Annotated in this window: 16 protein-coding genes; 9 read left to right on the top strand and 7 right to left on the bottom strand. The window is 69.2% G+C overall.

The window, feature by feature from the left end:
• Positions 1–22: 22 nt before the first annotated feature.
• A complete protein-coding gene (locus MME74_RS03305; protein ID WP_267417268.1) occupies positions 23–1,027 on the bottom strand; it encodes a LacI family DNA-binding transcriptional regulator in 1,005 nt (334 codons plus the stop codon).
• 152 nt (positions 1,028–1,179) lie between these two features.
• Here MME74_RS03305 and MME74_RS03300 point away from each other — a divergent pair, with 152 nt between their 5' ends.
• From MME74_RS03300 to MME74_RS03265, 8 genes are read left to right on the top strand one after another with little or no spacing between them, the layout of a single operon-like run.
• Complete coding sequence (locus tag MME74_RS03300) at positions 1,180–2,697, top strand: sugar ABC transporter ATP-binding protein (protein WP_267417267.1); 1,518 nt, start codon at positions 1,180–1,182, stop codon at positions 2,695–2,697.
• Complete coding sequence (locus MME74_RS03295) at positions 2,694–3,713, top strand: ABC transporter permease (protein WP_267417265.1); 1,020 nt, start codon at positions 2,694–2,696, stop codon at positions 3,711–3,713. Before MME74_RS03300 ends, MME74_RS03295 begins: the two co-directional genes overlap by 4 nt.
• A complete protein-coding gene (locus MME74_RS03290) occupies positions 3,710–4,762 on the top strand; it encodes an ABC transporter permease (RefSeq protein WP_267417264.1) in 1,053 nt (350 codons plus the stop codon). Before MME74_RS03295 ends, MME74_RS03290 begins: the two co-directional genes overlap by 4 nt.
• A gap of 49 nt (positions 4,763–4,811) precedes the next feature.
• The gene (gene rhaS / locus MME74_RS03285) at positions 4,812–5,846 is read left to right on the top strand and encodes a rhamnose ABC transporter substrate-binding protein (protein ID WP_267417263.1); all 1,035 of its coding nucleotides are present in this window, start codon (positions 4,812–4,814) and stop codon (positions 5,844–5,846) included.
• A 57-nt stretch (positions 5,847–5,903) separates the two neighbouring features.
• Positions 5,904–6,284 (top strand): L-rhamnose mutarotase, encoded by a 381-nt coding sequence (locus tag MME74_RS03280; protein WP_267417262.1) that lies wholly within the window; start codon positions 5,904–5,906, stop codon positions 6,282–6,284.
• Positions 6,281–7,447 (top strand): L-rhamnose isomerase, encoded by a 1,167-nt coding sequence (gene rhaI, locus MME74_RS03275; RefSeq protein ID WP_267417261.1) that lies wholly within the window; start codon positions 6,281–6,283, stop codon positions 7,445–7,447. Before MME74_RS03280 ends, rhaI begins: the two co-directional genes overlap by 4 nt.
• Positions 7,448–7,499: 52 nt before the next feature.
• A complete protein-coding gene (locus tag MME74_RS03270) occupies positions 7,500–9,536 on the top strand; it encodes a bifunctional aldolase/short-chain dehydrogenase (protein WP_267417259.1) in 2,037 nt (678 codons plus the stop codon).
• A complete protein-coding gene (locus tag MME74_RS03265) occupies positions 9,533–10,933 on the top strand; it encodes a rhamnulokinase (protein WP_267417257.1) in 1,401 nt (466 codons plus the stop codon). The genes MME74_RS03270 and MME74_RS03265 overlap by 4 nt, the downstream gene beginning before the upstream one ends.
• A 105-nt stretch (positions 10,934–11,038) precedes the next feature.
• On the opposite strand, the gene MME74_RS03260 is transcribed toward MME74_RS03265, so the two are convergent.
• A complete protein-coding gene (locus MME74_RS03260) occupies positions 11,039–13,324 on the bottom strand; it encodes a glycoside hydrolase family 3 C-terminal domain-containing protein (RefSeq protein ID WP_267417256.1) in 2,286 nt (761 codons plus the stop codon).
• Between the two features lie 94 nt (positions 13,325–13,418).
• Between MME74_RS03260 and MME74_RS03255 the strand changes: the two genes are divergently transcribed.
• Positions 13,419–14,006 (top strand): TetR/AcrR family transcriptional regulator, encoded by a 588-nt coding sequence (locus MME74_RS03255; protein ID WP_267417255.1) that lies wholly within the window; start codon positions 13,419–13,421, stop codon positions 14,004–14,006.
• Between the two features lie 71 nt (positions 14,007–14,077).
• On the opposite strand, the gene MME74_RS03250 is transcribed toward MME74_RS03255, so the two are convergent.
• The 5 genes from MME74_RS03250 to MME74_RS03230 form a co-directional block, all read right to left on the bottom strand.
• Positions 14,078–15,025: a carbohydrate ABC transporter permease gene (locus MME74_RS03250; RefSeq protein ID WP_267417254.1), complete on the bottom strand. Its 948-nt coding sequence runs from the start codon at positions 15,023–15,025 to the stop codon at positions 14,078–14,080.
• Entirely contained in the window at positions 15,022–15,987 is a 966-nt protein-coding gene (locus MME74_RS03245) for a carbohydrate ABC transporter permease (RefSeq protein WP_267417253.1), read from the bottom strand. Before MME74_RS03245 ends, MME74_RS03250 begins: the two co-directional genes overlap by 4 nt.
• 6 nt (positions 15,988–15,993) lie before the next feature.
• Positions 15,994–17,361 (bottom strand): ABC transporter substrate-binding protein, encoded by a 1,368-nt coding sequence (locus MME74_RS03240; RefSeq protein ID WP_267417252.1) that lies wholly within the window; start codon positions 17,359–17,361, stop codon positions 15,994–15,996.
• Positions 17,362–17,401: 40 nt separating this feature from the next.
• Complete coding sequence (locus MME74_RS03235; protein ID WP_267418512.1) at positions 17,402–19,048, bottom strand: glycoside hydrolase family 13 protein; 1,647 nt, start codon at positions 19,046–19,048, stop codon at positions 17,402–17,404.
• A gap of 187 nt (positions 19,049–19,235) precedes the next feature.
• A complete protein-coding gene (locus tag MME74_RS03230) occupies positions 19,236–20,240 on the bottom strand; it encodes a LacI family DNA-binding transcriptional regulator (RefSeq protein ID WP_267417251.1) in 1,005 nt (334 codons plus the stop codon).
• Positions 20,241–20,270: the final 30 nt, after the last annotated feature.

Raw genomic sequence — 20,270 nt, 5'->3', positions numbered from 1 at the left:
CCACGGCCGCGGAAGAGCCGCCTCAGCTGCCGATCGTCGACGCCCTCGTGACGAGCTCCGGACGGAACAGGACGTGCTCGCGCGGCTGCGGATCCTGCCCCTGACGACGGAGCAGCAGATCGACGGCCGTCGACCCGATGAGGGCTGCCGGTTGACGCACGGAGCTCAGCGGGATGACGGCCGCTGCGGCGAAGTCGATGTCGTCGTATCCGATCAGGGCGATGTCCTCCGGCACGCGCGCATCCCCGGTCATCACGAGACTCTGCAGCAGTCCGAGAGCCAGCAGGTCGTTCGCCGCGAAGATCGCGTCCGGACGATCGCCCCGTTCGCGAGCGAGGATCTGCACACCCGCGCGCCGTCCCTCCTCCACGGTGAGCGCTCCCGTCGACAGGAACTCCACGCCGATGCCCGCTGCGCCGGCGGCCGCCTGCGCACCCCCGAGGCGATCCGACACCTGCCGCAGGGCGACCGGTCCACCGACGAACGTGATGCGACGACGACCGATCGCGAGCAGGTGCTCGACCGCGATGCGACCGCCCTCGACGTCGTCGACGGCGACGGAGCCGAACCGGCCGTCCTGCGACTCCCGGTCGACCAGTACGGCCGGCGTCCCGCGCTCCTGCATCTGTGCGAGGCGGGGCAGCGACTCGGTGACGGGCGTGACCAGCACCCCGGTCACGCGCTGCTCCTCGAACAGGTCGAGGTGCATCGCCTCCCGTTGCTGCTTCTCATCGCTGTTGGCCACCAGCACGGCGAGTCCGTGCTCGTCGGCGCGCTCCTCGGCACCGCGGATGATCTCGGCGAAGAACGGGTTGCGGATGTCGAGCACGACGAGCCCGATCGTCCGACTCCGACCCGCTCGGAGTTGACGCGCCGCGTCGTTGCGCACGAAGCCCAGACGGGCGATCGACGCCTGAACCCTGGCCACTGTCCGCGGGGCGACCTTCTCCGGGCGGTTGAGCACGTTCGACACCGTGCCGACGGAGACTCCGGCGTCTTCGGCGACTTCCTTCACACTGGCAGCCACTGCGTCCCCCATCCGTCGCCGACCGCCCCTGAAACGAATCATGCGAGGCGCGTTTCCTCAGACTCTCATGCCGCCTTGACAGCCGTCAACACATGCCATACTGTCGATGCCGAAAGGGTTTGAAACGATTCAGTCCCTCAACGAAGAGAGAAATGATGACCTCACCTTCATCGACCCCGGTGCTGGAACTCTCCGCCGTCACGAAGGCCTTCGGTGCAGTGGTCGCCCTCCGCTCCGCCACCATCTCCGTGGACGCCGGTTCGATCCACGCCCTCGTCGGAGAGAACGGCGCCGGGAAGTCGACGCTCGTCAAGATCGTGGCCGGCCTCTACCAACGGGACGCCGGAGACTTCCGCCTGCGGGGCGAAGAGGTGGATTTCACCTCCACGGCGCAGTCCAAGGCCGCCGGCGTCGCCGTCATCTACCAGGAGCCCACGCTGTTCCCCGACCTCTCCGTCACCGAGAACATCTTCATGGGCCGTCAGCCCACCAACCGTTTCGGACGGATCGACCGCAAGGCCATGCGGCACGAGGTCGAGCGCCTGTTCACGCGGCTGGGTGTCGGAATCGACCCCGATCGCCCCGCCGAGGGATTGTCGATCGCCGACCAGCAGGTGATCGAGATCGCCAAGGCGGTCTCCTTGGACGCGAGTCTGCTGATCATGGACGAGCCGACTGCCGCCCTCTCCGGTGTCGAGGTCGAGCGTCTCTTCGCGATCGCTCGCAGCCTGCGCGATGAGGGCCGCGGACTCATCTTCATCTCCCACCGCTTCGACGAGGTCTTCGACCTGTGCGACGTGGTCACGGTGATGCGGGACGGCGCCTACATCTCGACGAGTTCGATCGCCACGACGACCGTCGACGAGATCGTCCATCAGATGGTCGGCCGCGAGGTGACCGAGCTCTTCCCGAAGCAGGAGACGACGATCGGCGAGCCGCTGCTCGAGGTCGAGGGACTCACGAGCCCCGGCATCTTCCATGACATCTCCTTCACCGTCCGCTCCGGCGAGATCGTCGGGCTGGCCGGCCTCGTCGGCGCCGGACGCAGCGAGGTCGCGCGCGCCGTGTTCGGCGTCGACGGGTACCGGCAGGGCGTCGTGCGTATGAAGGGCCGCCGCATCCCCGGTCGACGACCTGTCGAGGCGATGCGCGCGGGACTCGCGCTCGTGCCCGAGGACCGCCGCAGACAGGGCCTCGTGATCGAGGCGGGAGTCGGCGGCAACATCACTCTCGCCATCCGCCGGCGCCTCGCGAAGCTCGGACTGATCACCACCGCGGTCGAGAACCGCTCCGCCCGGGAATGGGCGAGTCGACTCGAGGTGAAGACACACGCCCTCGACACCGTCGCCGCCACGCTCTCGGGCGGGAACCAGCAGAAGGTGGTCCTCGCGAAGTGGCTCGCCACGCAGCCGCAGGTGCTCCTCATCGATGAGCCGACGCGGGGAATCGACGTCGGCACCAAGTCGGAGGTGCATCGCCTGCTCTCCGAACTCGCCGGTCAGGGCATGGGAATCCTCATGATCTCGTCGGAGCTCCCGGAGGTCCTCGGCATGGCCGACCATGTGCTCGTGATGCGGGAGGGCCGCATCACCGCCGAGATCACTCGCTCGGAGGCCACCTCCGAGAACGTCATGTTCGCCGCGACGCACGCATCGGAGCTCTCCTCGTGACCACCGCCATCCCCGTCTCCGCACTCACGAAGCGGGTCTCCGGCCTGGGCAGAGCCCGTGAGTTCGGGATCCTGCTCGCGCTCGTCCTGGTGATCACCGCCGCGACGCTGAACAACCCGAAATTCCTGTTCAGCCCGGATGGCTGGCGCGACCTGCTGCTGACGCCGTCGATCCTGGTCCTCGTCGCCGTCGGGCAGGCGATCGTCCTCATCACCCGGAACGTCGATCTCTCGGTCGGCTCCGTGATGGGGCTCACCGCCTACCTGACCGGTCGACTGTTCATCGACATCCCCGGCATCCCGATCGTCCTCGTCGTGATCGCCGCGGTCGTCTTCGGCGCCTTGCTCGGACTCGTGAACGGCGCCCTCGTGGCGTTCGCGAAAGTCCCGGCGATGGTGATCACCCTCGGCACCCTGTACGCGTATCGCGGGATCAACGTGCTGTGGACCGGCAGCGACCGCGTGAACGCCTCCGACATGCCGAAGGACTTCCTCGCTCTCGGCACCGGACAGATCGTGGGCATCCCGATCCTGGCGATCGTCGCGCTCGTCGTGCTCGCGGCGGCGGCCTGGTACATGAAGAACACGCGAGGTGGTCGCGAGTACTACGCGATCGGCTCCGATCCCGCCGCTGCCGAGCTCTACGGCCTGCGCGTCACCCGGCGCGTCCTCACCGCCTTCATCCTGTCGGGTGCACTGGCCGGGCTCGCCGGTGTGTTCTACGCCGCCCGCTACGGCACCATCAACTCGCAGGCCGGAGCCGGCTGGGAGCTCGACGCCGTCGGGGCCGCGGTCATCGGCGGCGTCGCGATCACCGGCGGAATCGGATCGGTCTGGGGAGCGGCGATCGGCGCCGTGCTCCTGCTGACCATCAACCGCGCACTGCCGATCCTCGGCATCCCCGACTTCTGGCAGCGTGCCGTGGTCGGCCTGCTCATCATCGGCGCCATCGTGCTCGACCGCGTGCTCGCGGTCCGGCAGAAACGGCGGCTCATCGAGGCGAGGGACGAATCATGACCACCGCGACCACCACCGCGAGCACCCGCGTGATCCGCGACTTCGAGAAGCCGCTCTGGCGGCGCGTGCTCCTCACGCGCGAAGCCGCGATCGTCGGGCTCCTCCTCGTCGTCGCCGCTGTCGCGGCGAGCAGCATCCGCGGCTTCGGCCAGCCGATCACCTTCACCTACCTGGTGCTCGACATCGCCCCCATCCTCCTCATCGCGCTCCCGATGACGCTCATCATGATCACGGGCGAGATCGATCTCTCCGTCGGCAGCATGGTCGGGCTCTCGAGCGTCGTGACGGGCGCACTCGTGCAGGGTGGGATGCCGTTCGAGATCGCCGCGCTCGCCGCGCTCGCCGTCGGCATTGTCGGCGGCGCGTTCAACGGGTTCCTGGTCACCGTCGTGGGTCTTCCCTCGCTCGCGGTGACGATCGGCACCCTGGCCCTCTTCCGCGGGCTCGCGGTCGGGTTGCTCGGCACCACGGCCGTCACCGACTTCCCCGAGTTCTGGACCGATCTCGCCAAGGCGAAGTTCACGGGAACGCCGATCCCGGTCATCACTCTCCCCTTCCTGCTCCTCGTGGTGGTGTTCGTCGTGCTGCTGCACTTCACACCCTTCGGCCGCGGCGTGTATGCGGTGGGCCTGTCGAAGGATGCGGCGCACTTCTCGGGCGTGAACGTCGAGCGCACGAAGTTCACTCTCTTCGTCCTCTCCGGAGTGGTCGCCGCCTTCGCCGGCATCTTCTACACCCTCCGATACGGCAGTGCCCGTGGCGACAACGCGACCGGCCTCGAGCTCCAGGTGATCGCAGCCGTGGTGCTCGGCGGAGTCTCGGTCTTCGGCGGACGGGGCAAGATCTACGGCGTCATCGCCGCCGCGCTCCTCATCGGGTCGCTCGCCAGCGCGCTGCGCCTCGTGAACGTCACCTCCGACGTCATCAACATCATCACCGGGACGCTCCTCGTGATCTCGGTGGTGGCCGCAAGCTTCCTGGCCTGGCTGCAGAAGACGCGCCGCCGACCGGGCAGAACCCCCTCCGGTGTCGCAACCACAGCTCCATGACACCGATGGACGCCGCACCCGCGGCACTCTCCGACGAAAGGAACGAACAATGACGTTTGCACGCAAGCGTGTGACCGCCTTCGCCGCCCTCGCGGTGGCGGCGGCGGTCGCCCTCACCGGATGCACCGCCTCGAGCGACAGCGGAAGCGGCGACTCGGGTGGCGACGGCTCCAACCTCGCGATCACCTTCCTGCCGAAGAACCTCGGCAACCCGTACTTCGACACCTCGAGCGAAGGCGGCAAGAAGGCCGTCGAGGAGTTCGGAGGAACGTTCTCCGAGGTCGGTCCGGCGGAGGCCACCCCGGATGCCCAGGTCAGCTACATCAACACGGCCACGCAGCAGGGGGTCGGTGCGCTCGTCGTCTCGGCGAACGACCCGAAGGCCATCTGCGACGCCCTCAACGAGGCCCGCGACGCCGGCGTCAAGGTCGTCACCTTCGACTCCGACACGAATCCCGAATGCCGCGACCTGTTCATCAACCAGGCCGACTCCGAGGGCATCGCGAAGGTGCAGGTCGACCTGATCGCCAAGCAGATCGGCGGCGCCGGCGAGATCGCGGTGCTGTCGGCTTCCGCGAACGCCACCAACCAGAACGCCTGGATCGACCTGATGAAGGAGTACGTCGCGAGCGAGTACCCGGACATCACGATCGTCGAGACGGTCTACGGCGACGACGACGACCAGACGTCCTTCGACAAGACGGCAGCGCTGCTGCAGACGCACCCCGATCTGAAGGGCATCATCTCGCCCACCACGGTCGGCATCGCTGCGGCCGCGCGCTACCTCTCGACGTCGGACTTCAAGGGCAAGGTCGCGCTCACCGGACTCGGCACCCCGAACCAGATGCGCGAGTACGTCGAGGACGGCACCGTCACGGCTTTCGCTCTCTGGAACCCGGCTGATCTCGGCTACCTCGCGGCGTTCGCCGCCCAGGCTCTCATCGCGGGTGACATCACCGGCGAAGAGGGCGACACCTTCGAGGCGGGCGACCTCGGCACGTACACGGTCGGCGCCGACGGCGTCGTCCTGCTCGGCGACCCGTTCGAGTTCAACGCCGACAACATCGGCGACTTCGACTTCTGAGTCGCCCCGTCCGGTCGGCGCTCTCGAGCGCCGACCGGACATCGAAAGGACCCACGTATGACGCGCGTCGGCTTTCAGCTGCAGGTCCGTCCCGAGCTGCTCGACGAGTACCTCGCGCGGCACTCCCCGGTTCGTCCCGAGATGCTCGCGGAGATCGCCGCCTCCGGGCGACGCAACTACTCGCTCTTCCTCGGCGCGGGCGGAACCCTCTTCGGCTACTACGAGACCGATGACGACACCGCCGCCCAGGCCTACCTCGCCGCCTCCCCCGTGGCCGCGCGCTGGGAGGCGGAGATGAGCCGGTTCTTCCTCGGCCTCGACGGGCGCCCCGACCAGGCGGCCGCACCTCTCACCGAGGTGTTCCACCTCGAAGACCAGCTCGCCGCCGTCGGCGAGCGCACCACTCCCGTCATCGACAACGAAAGCAGTGCATCGTGAGCATCCTCTCCTCCGAGAACCTCGCCATCCTCGAGCAGCAGGGCATCGAGCTGCCCAGCTGGGCCTTCGGCAACTCCGGCACCCGGTTCAAGGTGTTCGGCACCCCCGGCACCCCGCGCGACCCGTGGGAGAAGATCGCCGACGCGGCACAGGTCCACAAGTACACGGCGCTCGCACCCAAGGTGGCGCTGCACATCCCGTGGGACCTGGTCGACTCGTACGACGACCTGCGCGCGCACGCCGAAGACCTCGGAGTCGAGCTCGGCACGGTGAACTCCAACACCTTCCAGGACGACGACTACAAGTTCGGCGCCCTCACGCACGAGGATGCCGCCATCCGGCAGAAGGCCATCGACCACCACCTCGCCTGCATCGACGTCATGGACGCGACCGGCAGCCGCGACCTGAAGATCTGGCTGGCCGAGGGCTCCAACTACCCCGGCCAGGCGGATCTGCGCGGCCGGCAGGACCGCCTGCAGGAGTCGCTGCAGAAGATCTACGCGCGCCTCGGCGACGACCAGCGCCTCGTGCTCGAGTACAAGTTCTTCGAGCCCGCTTTCTACCACACCGACGTTCCGGACTGGGGCACCTCCTACGCCCAGGTGAGTGCCCTGGGTGACAAGGCGATGGTGTGCCTCGACACGGGCCACCACGCGCCCGGCACCAACATCGAGTTCATCGTGATGCAGCTGCTGCGTCTCGGCAAGCTCGGGTCGTTCGACTTCAACTCGCGCTTCTACGCCGACGACGACCTGATCGTGGGCGCCGCCGACCCGTTCCAGCTGTTCCGCATCCTCTTCGAGGTCATCCGCGGCGGCGGCCTGAACAACCCCGACGTGGCGTTCATGCTCGACCAGTGCCACAACGTCGAGGACAAGATCCCCGGTCAGATCCGCTCGGTGCTGAACGTGCAGGAGATGACCGCCCGCGCACTGCTCGTCGATCGCGACGCCCTCACCGCGGCGCAGAAGTCGGGCGACGTGCTCGCCGCCAACGCCGTCTTCATGGACGCCTTCTACACCGACGTGCGCCCGGCCCTCGCCGAATGGCGCGAGTCGCGCGGGCTCGCCGCCGACCCGATGGCCGCCTACGCCGCATCCGGATACCAGCAGCAGATCGCCGCCGACCGCGTGGGCGGCGTGCAGGCCGGCTGGGGCGCTTGAGCGCCCCCGCCCCGCACGCTCTCCCGCCCCCGCTGAAACGAACCGAGGAATCATGACGAACCCCACCGCTGCCGCTCTGATCGCGCGGAGCAACCGCCTGGGCGCCGATCCGAAGAACACCAACTACGCCGGCGGGAACACCTCCGCCAAGGGCACCGCGACCGACCCGGTGACCGGTCAGCCCGTCGAGCTGATGTGGGTCAAAGGCTCGGGCGGCGACCTCGGGACCCTGACCGAGAGCGGCCTGGCCGTGCTCCGCCTCGACCGCATGCGCGCGCTCGTCGACGTCTACCCCGGGCTCGACCGGGAAGACGAGATGGTCGCCGCGTTCGACTACTGCCTGCACGGCAAGGGGGGAGCCGCCCCGTCGATCGACACCGCCATGCACGGCCTGGTCGATGCGGCGCACGTCGATCACCTGCACCCCGACTCCGGCATCGCGATCGCGACCGCGGCCGATGGCGAAGCGCTCACGGCGACGATCTTCGGCGAGAAGGTGGTCTGGGTGCCCTGGCGTCGTCCCGGCTTCCAGCTCGGACTCGACATCGCCGAGATCAAGCGGAAGAACCCGCAGGCGATCGGCTGCATCCTGGGCGGGCACGGCATCACCGCGTGGGGCGACACCTCCGAGGACGCCGAGGCGCACTCCCTCTGGATCATCGACACCGCGGCCGCGTACATCGCCGAGCACGGCACGACCGAGCCGTTCGGCGGCGTCCGTTCCGGATTCGAGGCGCTGCCCGCCTCCGAGCGTCGGGAGCGTGCGGCGGCCCTCGCCGGCACCGTCCGCGGCATCGCCTCCACGGACAAGCCGATGGTCGGTCACTTCACCGACGCCGACGTCGTGCTCGACTTCCTCGCGTCGGAGAAGGCTCCGGCCCTCGCCGCCCTCGGCACCAGCTGCCCCGACCACTTCCTGCGCACCAAGGTCAAGCCGCTTCTCCTCGACCTGCCGGCCACCGCCTCCGTCGAGGAGCAGACGGCGCGCCTGCACGAGCTGCACGAGCAGTACCGCGCCGACTACCAGGCCTACTACGACGCCCACGCGACGGCCGACTCCCCCGCGATCCGCGGCGCCGATCCGCTCATCGTGCTGGTCCCCGGCGTGGGCATGTTCTCCTACGGCGCCAACAAGCAGACCGCTCGCGTCGCCGGCGAGTTCTACGTCAACGCGATCAACGTGATGCGCGGCGCCGAGTCCCTGTCGACCTACGCGCCGATCTCGGATGCCGAGAAGTTCCGCATCGAGTACTGGGCGCTGGAGGAGGCGAAGCTGCAGCGGATGCCGAAGCCGAAGTCGCACCAGGGCCGCATCGCCTTCGTCACCGGCGCCGCTTCGGGCATCGGCAAGGCCATCGCCACGCGTCTCGCCGCGGAGGGGGCCTGCGTCGTGATCGCCGACCTCGATCTCGAGAAGGCGCAGGCCGCGGCCGCCGAGCTCGGGAACACGGACGTCGCGATCGGCGTCGCCGCGAACGTCGCGGATGCCGATGCCGTCCAGGCCGCCCTGAACGAGGCGGTGCTCGCGTTCGGCGGTGTCGACCTCGTGGTCAACAACGCCGGGCTCTCCCTGTCGAAGCCCCTGCTGGAGACCACGGAGAAAGACTGGGATCTGCAGCACGACGTCATGGCCAAGGGCTCGTTCCTCGTGTCGAAGGCCGCCGCCCGCGTGCTCATCGACCAGAAGCTCGGCGGCGACATCATCTACATCTCGTCGAAGAACTCCGTCTTCGCCGGCCCGAACAACATCGCCTACTCCGCGACCAAGGCCGACCAGGCCCACCAGGTGCGGCTGCTGGCGGTCGAGCTCGGCGAGTTCGGCATCCGGGTCAACGGCATCAACCCCGACGGTGTCGTGCGCGGCTCCGGCATCTTCGCCTCCGGGTGGGGCGCGAATCGCGCCGCGACCTACGGCGTCGCAGAAGAGGACCTCGGGCAGTTCTACGCGAACCGCACGATCCTGAAGCGCGAGGTCGTCCCCGAGAACGTCGCCGACGCCGTGTACGTGCTGACCGGTCCCGAGCTCAGCCGCACCACCGGCCTGCACATCCCGGTGGACTCGGGCGTCGCCGCGGCCTTCCTGCGATGACCCTCCACGCGGTCGCGGCCGTCGACCTCGGGGCGACCAGCGGCCGCGTCATGATCGGGCGGATCGGCGACGACCGGCTCGACCTCGAGCTGGTGTCACGGTTCCCCAATGGACCCGTCGAACGCGAGGACGGACTGCACTGGGACTTCGAGGCCCTGTACGCGCACGTCGTCGAGGGCCTCGCCGAGGCGGTGCGGCGCGAGCCGGGCATCGAGAGCATCGGGATCGATTCCTGGGCTGTCGACTACGGTCTGCTGCGGGACGGCGAGCTCCTCGCGGAGCCGTTCCACTACCGCGACGACCGCACGACGCGCGGCGTCGCCGAGGTGCATGCGCTCGCCCCGTTCGCGGAGCTGTATCAGCGAAACGGCCTGCAGTTCCTGCCGTTCAACACCCTGTACCAGTACCGGGTCGATGCACGGCTCGCCGAGGCCGACACCGCTCTCCTGATCCCCGACCTCATCGCGTTCCTGCTCACCGGGTCCGCCGTGGCCGAGCGCACGAACGCCTCGACCACCGGCCTGCTCGGTGTCGCGGACGGCGAGTGGGACACGGCCCTGGCCGATCGTCTCGGCACCCCGACGAGCATCCTGCCGCCACTCGTCGACCCGGGCACGACCATCGGCACGCTTCGCCCCGACCTGGTCGCACGCATCGGCAAGGAGCTCCCGGTGATCGCGGTCGGCTCGCACGACACCGCATCCGCCGTCGTGGCCGCTCCGCTCTCGACCCCGCACTCGGCGTACATCTCCTGCGGCACCTGGGGCCTGGTCGGCGTGGAGCTGGCCGAGCCGGTGCTGACGGATGCCGCCCGCGAGGCGAACTTCACCCACGAGCTCGGCGTCGACGGCCGGTTCCGGTTCCTGCACAACGTCACGGGCCTCTGGCTGCTCAGCGAGACCGTGCGGGCCTGGGAGGCCGAGGACGGCGCGGGCATCGACCTGCCGGAGCTGCTGGCCGCGGCATCCGCGGTCTCGGACGAGGTGCCGGTGTTCGACGCCGACGACCCGACGCTCAGCGCCCCCGGCGACATGCCGGCGCGGATCGCGGCGCTGCTCGGCGAGGCGGCACCGTCCGAGAGGCCCGCATTCGCGCGGAGCATCATCGAGTCGATCGCGGACGCCTTCGCGCGTGCCGTCCGCTCCGCGGCCGAGCTGTCCGGGCGTGGACTCGACAGCATCCACCTCGTCGGCGGAGGGTCCCTCAACCGACTGCTCTGCCAGGCCACCGCCGATCGGACCGGACTCCCCGTGCTGGCCGGTCCCGTCGAGGCGACGGCCCTGGGCAACGTGCTCATCCAGGCGCGCACGCTCGGCGCGGCGCCGGCGACGCTGGCGGAGCTGCGCGCCCTCGTCGCCGTGACGCACACCCCCGCGCGCTTCGACCCCCGCGCCTGACGCTCATCGAGGCCCACGGCCCTCGCCGGTGCCCGCCGTGACGGACGTGCATCACGGTGGGCCCGGCGACGGGCGTGGGGCCGACATCGAGGTGCCGTACGTGGGTCAGCCGGCGGCAGGACCGCCCGCGTTCGCCGCGGCCACCAGCTGCTCGATCTGCTCGAAGTCCACCGGGAGCCCGGGGAATCCGGCGAGGCGTCCGATCGGGAACGACGCCATCATCTTCTGCATCGCCTCGTCGTTCGCCATCATGGAGGCCCCGGCGGCGTCGCCGCCGAGCCCGGCCATCAGCCCGCCGAGCGCCTGCTGCACGACGGGACCGGCGATCGGGTGCGAGATCAGGTCGCCGATCGAGGAGTTCATGGTCAGCTCCTGGTGCACCTCGTCACCACTGAGCTCGACCGAGACCGTCGCGCGGATGTCACGGCTGGATGCCGCCACGTCGACCGTGTAGGCGCCACCCTCGACGACCCAGCGGTCGACACGGATGTCCCAGTACGCGAGGTCCTCCCGGCGCACGACGAGCTCGACCGTGCGGGTCTCCCCCGCGGCGAGCGCGACGGACGCGAACGCCTTGAGCTCGCGCGGAGCCCGCTGCACGATCGACGACTCGAGGGCGGTGTAGACCTGCACGACCTCGCGGCCGTCGCGGTCGCCGGTGTTGGTGATGTCGACGCGCACGACGATGTCGCCGTCCGCCCCGACCTCGGCCGTCGCGGGGCCGTATGCGAACGTCGTGTAGGAGAGGCCGTGCCCGAACGGGAACGTCACGTCGAGGCCCTTCGCGTCGTACCAGCGGTAGCCGACCAGCAGCCCCTCGCCGTAGCGGACGTGCCCGAACTCACCGGGGAAGTTGCCGAAGGAGGGGTTGTCCGAAAGTCGCACGGGCACGGTCTCCGTGAGCTTGCCCGAGGGGTTCACCGCACCGTAGAGAACGTCGGCCACGGCGCCGCCGCCGGCCTGACCGAGCAGCCAGCTCTCGATGATCGCGGGCACGCGGTCGGCGAAGGGCAGAGCCACGACGCCGCCGTTCGACAGCACGACGACGACCCGCGGGTTCACCTCGAGCACCGCGTCGAGCACGGCGAGCTGATCGGCGGGGAGGTCGATGTGATCGCGGTCGAAGCCCTCCGACTCCTCCGCGGCCGGGAGACCGAGGAACAGCACCGCCACGTCCGCCGCGCCGGCGACGCCGACGGCCTCTGTCCGCAGGTCGTTCGCGGTGCGACCGGAGGTCGCGATGGTTCCACCGTCGACCGCGAAGCCCGCCGCGTAGGCGACGTTCTCGCCGCCGACGGCGCGCAGCTCGTCGAGAGCCTTGTCGACACGGGTGGGGTTGATCAGCGAGGAGCCCGCCCCCTGGAAGCGCGGCTCGGTCGCGAACGCGCCGATCACGGCGATCTTCTGGTCGGCGGCGAGCGGCAGCAGCGCACCCTCGTTCTTCAGCAGCACGATCGACCGGCCGGCCGCCTCGCGGGCGAGCGCATGGTGCGCATCGACGTCGAGCGGTCCGTCCACGGCCGGACGCTCGCCGGCCTTGCGCACGAGCTCGATGGCCCGGGAAGCCGCCGAGTCGAGCACGCTCTCCTCGAGCGTCCCGGCGCGCACGGCCGCGACGAGCTGGGCATCCGTGCGTCCACCCGATGCGGGCATCTCGAGGTCGAGTCCTGCGGCGACGCCGGCGACGCGGTCGTTCACGGCGCCCCAGTCGGAGACGACGAGGCCCTCGAAGCCCCAGTCGTCGCGCAGCACGCTGGTGAGCAGCCACGGGTCCTCCGAGGTCCACACCCCGTTGAGCTTGTTGTACGAGCACATGACCGTCCACGGCGATGCGTCCTTCACGACGCGCTCGAATCCGCGCAGGTAGATCTCGCGCAGCGGGCGGGGGTCGACGTCGGAGCTCGCGCGCATGCGGTCGAACTCCTGGTTGTTCGCGGCGAAGTGTTTGAGCGAGGTGCCGACACCCTTCGACTGGATGCCGCGCACCGAGGCGGCGCCGAGGATGCCGGAGACGATCGGGTCCTCCGAGAAGTACTCGAAGTTGCGTCCGCACAGCGGCGAGCGCTTGATGTTGATGCCGGGGCCGAGGACGACGGCGACGTTCTCGATCGCGGCCTCCATCCCGATCGCGGCACCCACGCGCTCGATGATCTCCGGGTCGAAGGAGGAGCCGATGCCGACGGCGGGTGGGAAGCACGTCGCGGGGACGCTGTCGGCGAGGCCGAGGTGGTCGGAGCTGCCGGACTGCTTGCGCAGACCGTGCGGTCCATCGGTCATCATCACCGAGGGGATGCCCACACGGTCGATGGCCTTCGTGGTCCAGAAGTCCGCACCGCTGGTGAGCGACGCCTTCTCCTCGAGGGTGAGGTCGGAAGCCGAGTTCTCGGTCATTGTGATCCTTTCGCGGGCGACGCCGATGTCCTTGCGAAAACCTTATGCCCTTCAGTATTAGATTTCAAACGTCATTCAGGATTAGTCTCGAAGCATGGCTCGACGAGGTTCATACGCGAAGGGTGTCGCGCGACGCGAGGAGATCCTGGAGAGCGCGCTCGACGTGATCGGGCGCAAGGGTTACCAGAACGCCTCCCTCAAGGAGATCGCCGAGGTGGTCGGCGTGACCCCGGCCGCACTGCTGCACTACTTCGGCTCGAAGGAGGAACTCTTCACCGAGGTCCTCCGCAAGCGCGACGAGCACGACGGCCTCGACCCCGCCGGCCTCACCGACACCGAGGCCAGAACCGCGTTCATCGACGTGATCCGCCACAACACCGAGGTCCCGGGACTCGTCGCCCTCTTCTCCCGCCTCTCGGTGGACGCGGCCGACCCCGAGCATCCGGCCCACAACTACTTCCTGGACCGCAGCGAACGCCTCCGCGGATCCATCGTCGAGAACTTCGGCACCGAGGATCGACGTTCCGCCCTCGACCCCGACACCCTCGCCCGAGTGATCCAGGCCGCCTCCGACGGGCTCCAGCTGCAGTGGATGATCGACCCGACCGTCGACATGGCCGGCATCATGGCGGCTCTCATCGACGCCCTGCACCCTGCGGCGCCACCCGCCCCGCAGGTCTGAGTCGCGCCGAGACCCACCGCCGCGCGTGAGCGGCGATGGGTCCCATCGAGGAGCGCGAGCGTCGTCGCGCCCTAGCCCTTGACCGCGCCCCCGAGCCCGGCCGAGCGCAGGAACACCGACTGGAAGATCAGGAACATCGCGATCGGGATGAGCGTCGCGATCGCCAGCGCCGCCAGGAACACGTCGAGCTCGGTCTGCGACTGCACGGCGGGGAGGCGCACCGACAGCGGCTGCACGGACGGATCCGGCAGCACCAGCATCGGCCAGAGGTAGTCCTTCCACGCCGCGATGATCGCGAACACCGACACCACACCGAGGATCGGCTTCGACATCGGGAGCACGATCGACCAGAACAGCCGGAACGGACCGGCGCCGTCCGTCCGTGCCGCCTCGAACACCTCACGCGGCAGACTGTCGAAGAACCGCTTGACCAGCAGGATGTTGAACGCATTCGCGCCCATCGGCAGCCAGACCGCGAGGTAATTGTTGAGCAGGCTCACGTTCCCCAGCAGCGGCGGGTGGACGATCGTCAGATACAGCGGCACGAGCAGCACGATGCCGGGGATGAACAGCGTCGCCAGCACCAGGGCGTTCAGGATCGGCGCGTACCGCGGCTTCAGCACCGAGAGCGCATAGCCCCCGGTCGTCGCGATGAGCAGCTGGACGAACCAGGCGCCGAGCGCGATGATCACCGTGTTGAAGAAGTACTGGTCGATGTGGATGTCGTTCCACGCGGTCGACAGGTTCTCCCAGTCGATCCCGTTCGGCCACAGCGCGAACGGCTGCTGCAGGGTGTCCTGCGTCGGCGTCACGGCCGACTTCGCCAGCCACAGGATCGGTCCGAGTCCGGCGACCACGAGGCCGACCGTGAGGAAGACGTGCGTGACCGACATCCCGACGCGGATGCCGGGGCGCCGACGCTCCGAATCCGAGATGACCGTGCGGTCCCCGACGCTGTCGGCGGCTTTCTCTGCCGCCTTCTCCGCGGCACGGGTCGAGAGGCGGGTGGTGAGGCTCACGTCGTGCTCCAACGGTCGGTCAGCTTGAAGTACAGCCAGGAGAGCAGGGCGAGGACGATCGCGAGCAGCACCGAGACGGCCGTCGCCTCGCCGTAGTCGCCGCCCAGACTGTTGCGGAAGGCCTTGTCGTAGATGTACAGCAGCACGGTCTTGGTCGCGCCGGCAGGGCCGCCGCCGGTGAACAGGAACGGTTCGAGGAAGACCTGCGCGGTCGCGATGACCTGCAGGATCAGCATGATGAAGAGGATCCCGCGCAGCTGCGGCAGCGTGACGTGCCAGACCTTCTTCCAGATGCCGGCGCCGTCGACCTCCGCCGCGTCGTACAGCTCGGGCGGGACGCCGAGGAGGGCCGCGAGGTAGATGATGATCGATCCTCCCGCACCCGCCCAGGTGGCCTCGAGCACGAGCGAGGGCATGGCCTGCACGGCGTCCTGGATCCACGGCTGCGGGGGGATGCCGACGAATCCGAGCACCGTGTTGAACACACCGGACGGATCGGCACTGTAGAAGAACTTCCACAGCAGCACCGCGACCACGGGCGGGATCACGACCGGGAGGTACGCGAGCGCGGAGTAGATGCCCTTGCCGCGACGCACCTCGCTCATCAGCACGGCCATCAGCAGCGGCAGCGGGAACCCGAAGAGCAGGGCGAGCACGGCGAACCACAGCGTGTTGATCACGGCGCGGCCGAGCTCGGGGTCGCCGATCACGGCGAGGTAGTTGTCGAATCCGACCCACTCGGAGACGATCAGGTTGGTCTTCTGCAGGCTCATGATCACCGACTGCACGATCGGCGACCAGGAGAAGAACACGAACACGAACAGCATGGGGAGCACGAACAGGAGGTTCGCGAGCCCGCCGCCGCGGAACCACGTGAGCGGTGAGCGGCGGCGGGAACGGCGCACAGCGGGCGGCGGAGAGTCCTCCACCGCCGCCCGCTGCTCGGAGAGCGTCATCGTCATGAAGTGTTACTCGTCGAGCTTCGCCTGCGCATCGGTCTGCGCCTGGGCGAGCAGAGCGTCGATGTCGGCGTTCTGATCGGTGAGCACCTTCTGCACCACGGTGTCGAGGAGCGCGTAGACCTCCTGGGTCTTCACCTTCGGCTCGCCCACCGGCGTCTGGTCCCAGATGCGGTCGCTGAACGGCGCCATCTGCTCGACCGGGACGTTGATGTAGTCGGCGATCCACTCCTGCGACTCGTCGTACAGCTCGCGGCTGAGCACCGGGAGCAGCGGCGTGCCGACGGCCTGACCCGACTCGTTCAGGGTCTTGGCGTCGAGGACGGCGGCGTCCTTGTCCATCAGCTTCTGCATGTAGTACCAGTCGATCCAGGTGACGGCCGCCGCCTTGGTGGCCTCGTCGACGGTCGGGCTGATCACCGCGATGTCACCGCCGCCGAGCGTGCCGGGGTCGTCGCCGTCCATCGGCACGACGGTCATGCCGTAGATCGACGAGTCCATGCCGAAGTCGCGCACCAGTGCGGTGTAGATGTCGGAACCCGACGTGTACATGCCGATGTTGCCGGCCGCGAACTCCTGGTTGATCGTGCCCCAGTCGAGGTCGACCTTGGAGCCGAAGGACTTGTCCTCCCACTTCACGTCGTGCAGGAACTGCAGCGCGGCCTTGGTGGCGTCGTTGTCGATCGTCGACTCGGCCGTGCCGTCGCCGTTGTCGGTCTGCGTGCGACCGCCGCGGGCCACGGTCTGCGAGGTGAGCTGCCACCCGCCCGTGTTGTTGATCGCCATCTGCGCGTAGCCGGCCTTGCCCGTCGCGTCCGTGATCGCCTTCGCGGCCGTGCGGATCTCGTCCCACGTCTGCGGCGGGTTGTCGGGGTCGAGCCCCGCCGCCTCGAACAGGTCGCGGTTGTAGTGCAGCGCTGCCGCGTAGGCCTGGCGCGGGAACCCGTAGATCTTCCCGTCGGAGCCGGTGACCCCGTCGAGGATGATCGGGTTGAACTTGTCGGTGTACCCGAGCTTCTCGATGGCGTCGGTCACGTCCATCAGCTGCCCGTTCTCGAGCAGCGTCTTGGAGTCGGTGAACGGCACGGTGAACACGTCGGGCAGGCTGCCGCCGGCGAGCTGCACCGCGAAGGTCGGGCCCTCCCACTCGTACTCGACACCGATGATGTCGATGTCGGGGTTCTCCTTCTCGAACTGCTTCTCCTGGGCGGCGAACGCCTCGTAGGCCGCCGCGTCGGCTCCCGGCGGGAACGTGGCGACGCGCAGCTCGGTCTTGCCGTCGGCGCTGTCATCGCCGCTCGACGTGCAGCCGGCGAGGGCGCCGACCGTGGCGAGCACGGCGACCCCGGCGACCAGGGCTTTCGTTGGTGACTTCATTGTCTGTCCTTCCATGTGGTGCTGATCGGGTGGTGCAGGGCTACTTCTGCGCTCGCGGGGAGCGCCCGGAAACGGCTCGGAGGGCGAGCCAGGCTGTGGAGTCGGGGGGCAGTGCGCCGCCGTCGAGGAGAGTGCTGGCGAGCAGGACCTCATGGTGCGCGGGCAGCGGGACCGGCACCGCGCCGAGGTTGGTGATGCTGACGGTGCCGTCGCCGCGCCGGAACGCGAGGACGTCGGCTCCGAGCTCGAGCCACTCGAGGTCGCTTCCGGCGAGGTCGTCGATGCGTCGGCGCAGGGCGATCGCCGCACGATAGAGGTTCAGCGTCGAGCCGGGGTCGGCGTCCTGCGCCTCGACCGCGAGCGCCGCCCAGTCGCCGGGCTGCGGGAGCCAGGGTGTCCCGCCGAAGCCGTAGGGGCTCGCCTCCCCCGCCCACGGCAGCGGCACCCGGCATCCGTCCCGTCCGGGGTCGACGCCGCCGGAGCGGAAGTGCATCGGATCCTCGATCACGTCGAGCGGAAGCTCGACCTCGGGGAGTCCGAGCTCGTCGCCCTGGTAGATGTAGAGGCTTCCGGGGAGGGCGGCCACGAGCAGGGCCGCGGCCCGTGCGCGGCGGGATCCCCGTTCGACGTCGGTCGCGGTGCCGAAGCGCTTGCGCTCGAAGGCGAACGAGGAGTCCGCCTGCCCGTAGCGCGTCGCCGGACGGGTCACGTCGTGGTTGGAGAGCACCCACGTGGCCGGGGCTCCGACCGGCTCGTGCTCGGCGAGCGTGCGGGTGATGGAGTCGCGCATCGCCTGCGCGCTCCACGGCTGCGTCATGAACCCGAAGTTGAAGGCGGTGTGCATCTCCCCCGGCCGCAGGTAGCGGGCGAAGCGCTCGGCGTCGTCGAGCCAGACCTCGCCGACGAGCACCCGTTCGCCGTCGTACTCGTCGGCGACCGCGCGCCAGTCCCGGTAGATGTCGTGCAGCTCGTCGCGGTCGATGTGCGGGTGCCCGACCGTCGGAGCGCTGCCGGCGGGGAGGTCGGGCAGCGCCGGGTCCTTGACCGGGAGCGCGGCGGAGTCGATGCGGACGCCCGCGACGCCGCGGTCGAACCAGAACCGCAGGACGTCTTCGTGCTCGCGGCGCACGTCGGCGTGGTTCCAGTTGAGGTCAGGCTGCTCGGGGGTGAACAGGTGCAGGTACCACTCACCGGGTGTCCCGTCGGGGTTCTGCGTGCGCGTCCACGTCTCGCCCTGGAAGCTGGAGACCCAGTTGGTGGGGATCCCGGATCCGTCAGCGCCACGACCGGGGTGGAACCAGAAGCGCTCGCGTTCGGCGCTGCCCGGGCCCGCGGCCAGCGCCTGCTGGAACCATTCGTGCTGGTCGGAGATGTGGTTCGGCACGATGTCGACGATCGTGCGGATGCCGAGCTCGAGCGCCTCCGCGATCAGCTGCTCGGCCTCTTCGAGCGTGCCGAAGCGCGGGTCGATCCGCCGGTAGTCCTGCACGTCGTAGCCGCCGTCGGCGAGCGGGCTCTGGTACCACGGCGTGAACCAGAGCGCATCGACCCCGAGGCTCTTGAGGTAGCCGAGGCGCGAGCGCACACCCGCGAGATCGCCGATGCCGTCGCCGTTGCCGTCCGCGAAGCTGCGCACGTACACCTGGTAGATGACGGCCGTGCGCCACCACCCCTCGCCCACGGGCATGGTCAGGGTGCGGGCAGGTGCCGCGCTGCGCAGAACTTCAGTGTCCACGGAACTCCTCGTCGTCGGTGGCGATGAGTCGAATGTAGCTTTTCCGCGTGCTTCACGCAAGAACTAAACAGATTGTTGGAAATTTGCGATGACTTGCGGGCGCGCAGAAGAGCCCGTGGTGGCGCCGGAGCGCCTCCGGTCAGGCCAGTGGACCCGTCGAAGCCCGGAGCACCAACTCGGGCTCGAAGAGCAGCTCATCGCTCGGCCGGGAGGTGCCGGCGATCTGCGCGAGCAGCAGCGCGATCACGGCACGACCCATCGACTCGATCGGCTGCCGCACCGTGGTCAGCGGCGGCTCGGTGCAGCTCATCAGCGCCGAGTCGTCGAACCCGACGATGCTCACGTCGCCCGGCACGGACAGCCCCGCTCGGCGCGCGGCGCGCACGGCGCCGAGTGCCATCGGGTCGCTCGCGCACACGATCGCCGTGGCTCCGGCGGCGAAGAGGCGTGCTGCGCCCGCCTGCCCCGATTCGAGCGAGTACATGCCGCGCACCACGAGCTCGTCCGGGAGCGGCTCGCCGAGCTGCTCGAGCAGACGACGCGCGGACTCGAGCTTGCGCTGCGACGGGACGTGATCGTCCGGCCCCAGCAGCAGCCCGATGCGCCGATGTCCGAGCTGATGCACGTGCAGCACCGCCTGCTCGGCCGCGGCCGCGTCGTCGGTCGAGACCGTCGCGAACTGCAGCTCGGGCACGCGGGCGTTCACGAGCACGGTCGGCAGGTTCACCTGGCGCAGCCGCTCGTAGTGCTCGTGCGCGGCATCCGCCTGCGTGTAGTTCCCACCGAGGAAGATCACTCCGGAGACCTGCTGCGCGAGGAGGAGGTCGACGTAGTCCGACTCCGTCACGCCGCCCGCGTTCTGCGTGCAGAGCAGCGGCGTGTAGCCGTTCTGGGTGAGCGCGCCGCCGACGATCTCGGCGAGGGCGGGGAAGATCGGGTTCTGCAGCTCGGGGAGCACCAGCCCCACCAGACGGGCCCGCTCGCCGCGCAGCTTCGTCGGCCGCTCGTAGCCGAGCACGTCGAGGGCCGTCAGCACCGCCTGCCGCGTGGCATCGGAGACTCCCGGCTTGTCGTTGAGCACACGGCTGACCGTGGCTTCACTCACACCGACCTTGCGCGCCACCTCGGCGAGTCGCTTCGACATGGGGTCAGCTTACGCGCAAGTTCTTGCAAG

Source organism: Microbacterium oxydans, assembly GCF_026559675.1.
GTDB lineage: Bacteria > Actinomycetota > Actinomycetes > Actinomycetales > Microbacteriaceae > Microbacterium > Microbacterium oxydans_D.
Note: the sequence above shows the minus strand (reverse complement) of the source record. Positions and strands in the feature narration are given on the sequence as shown.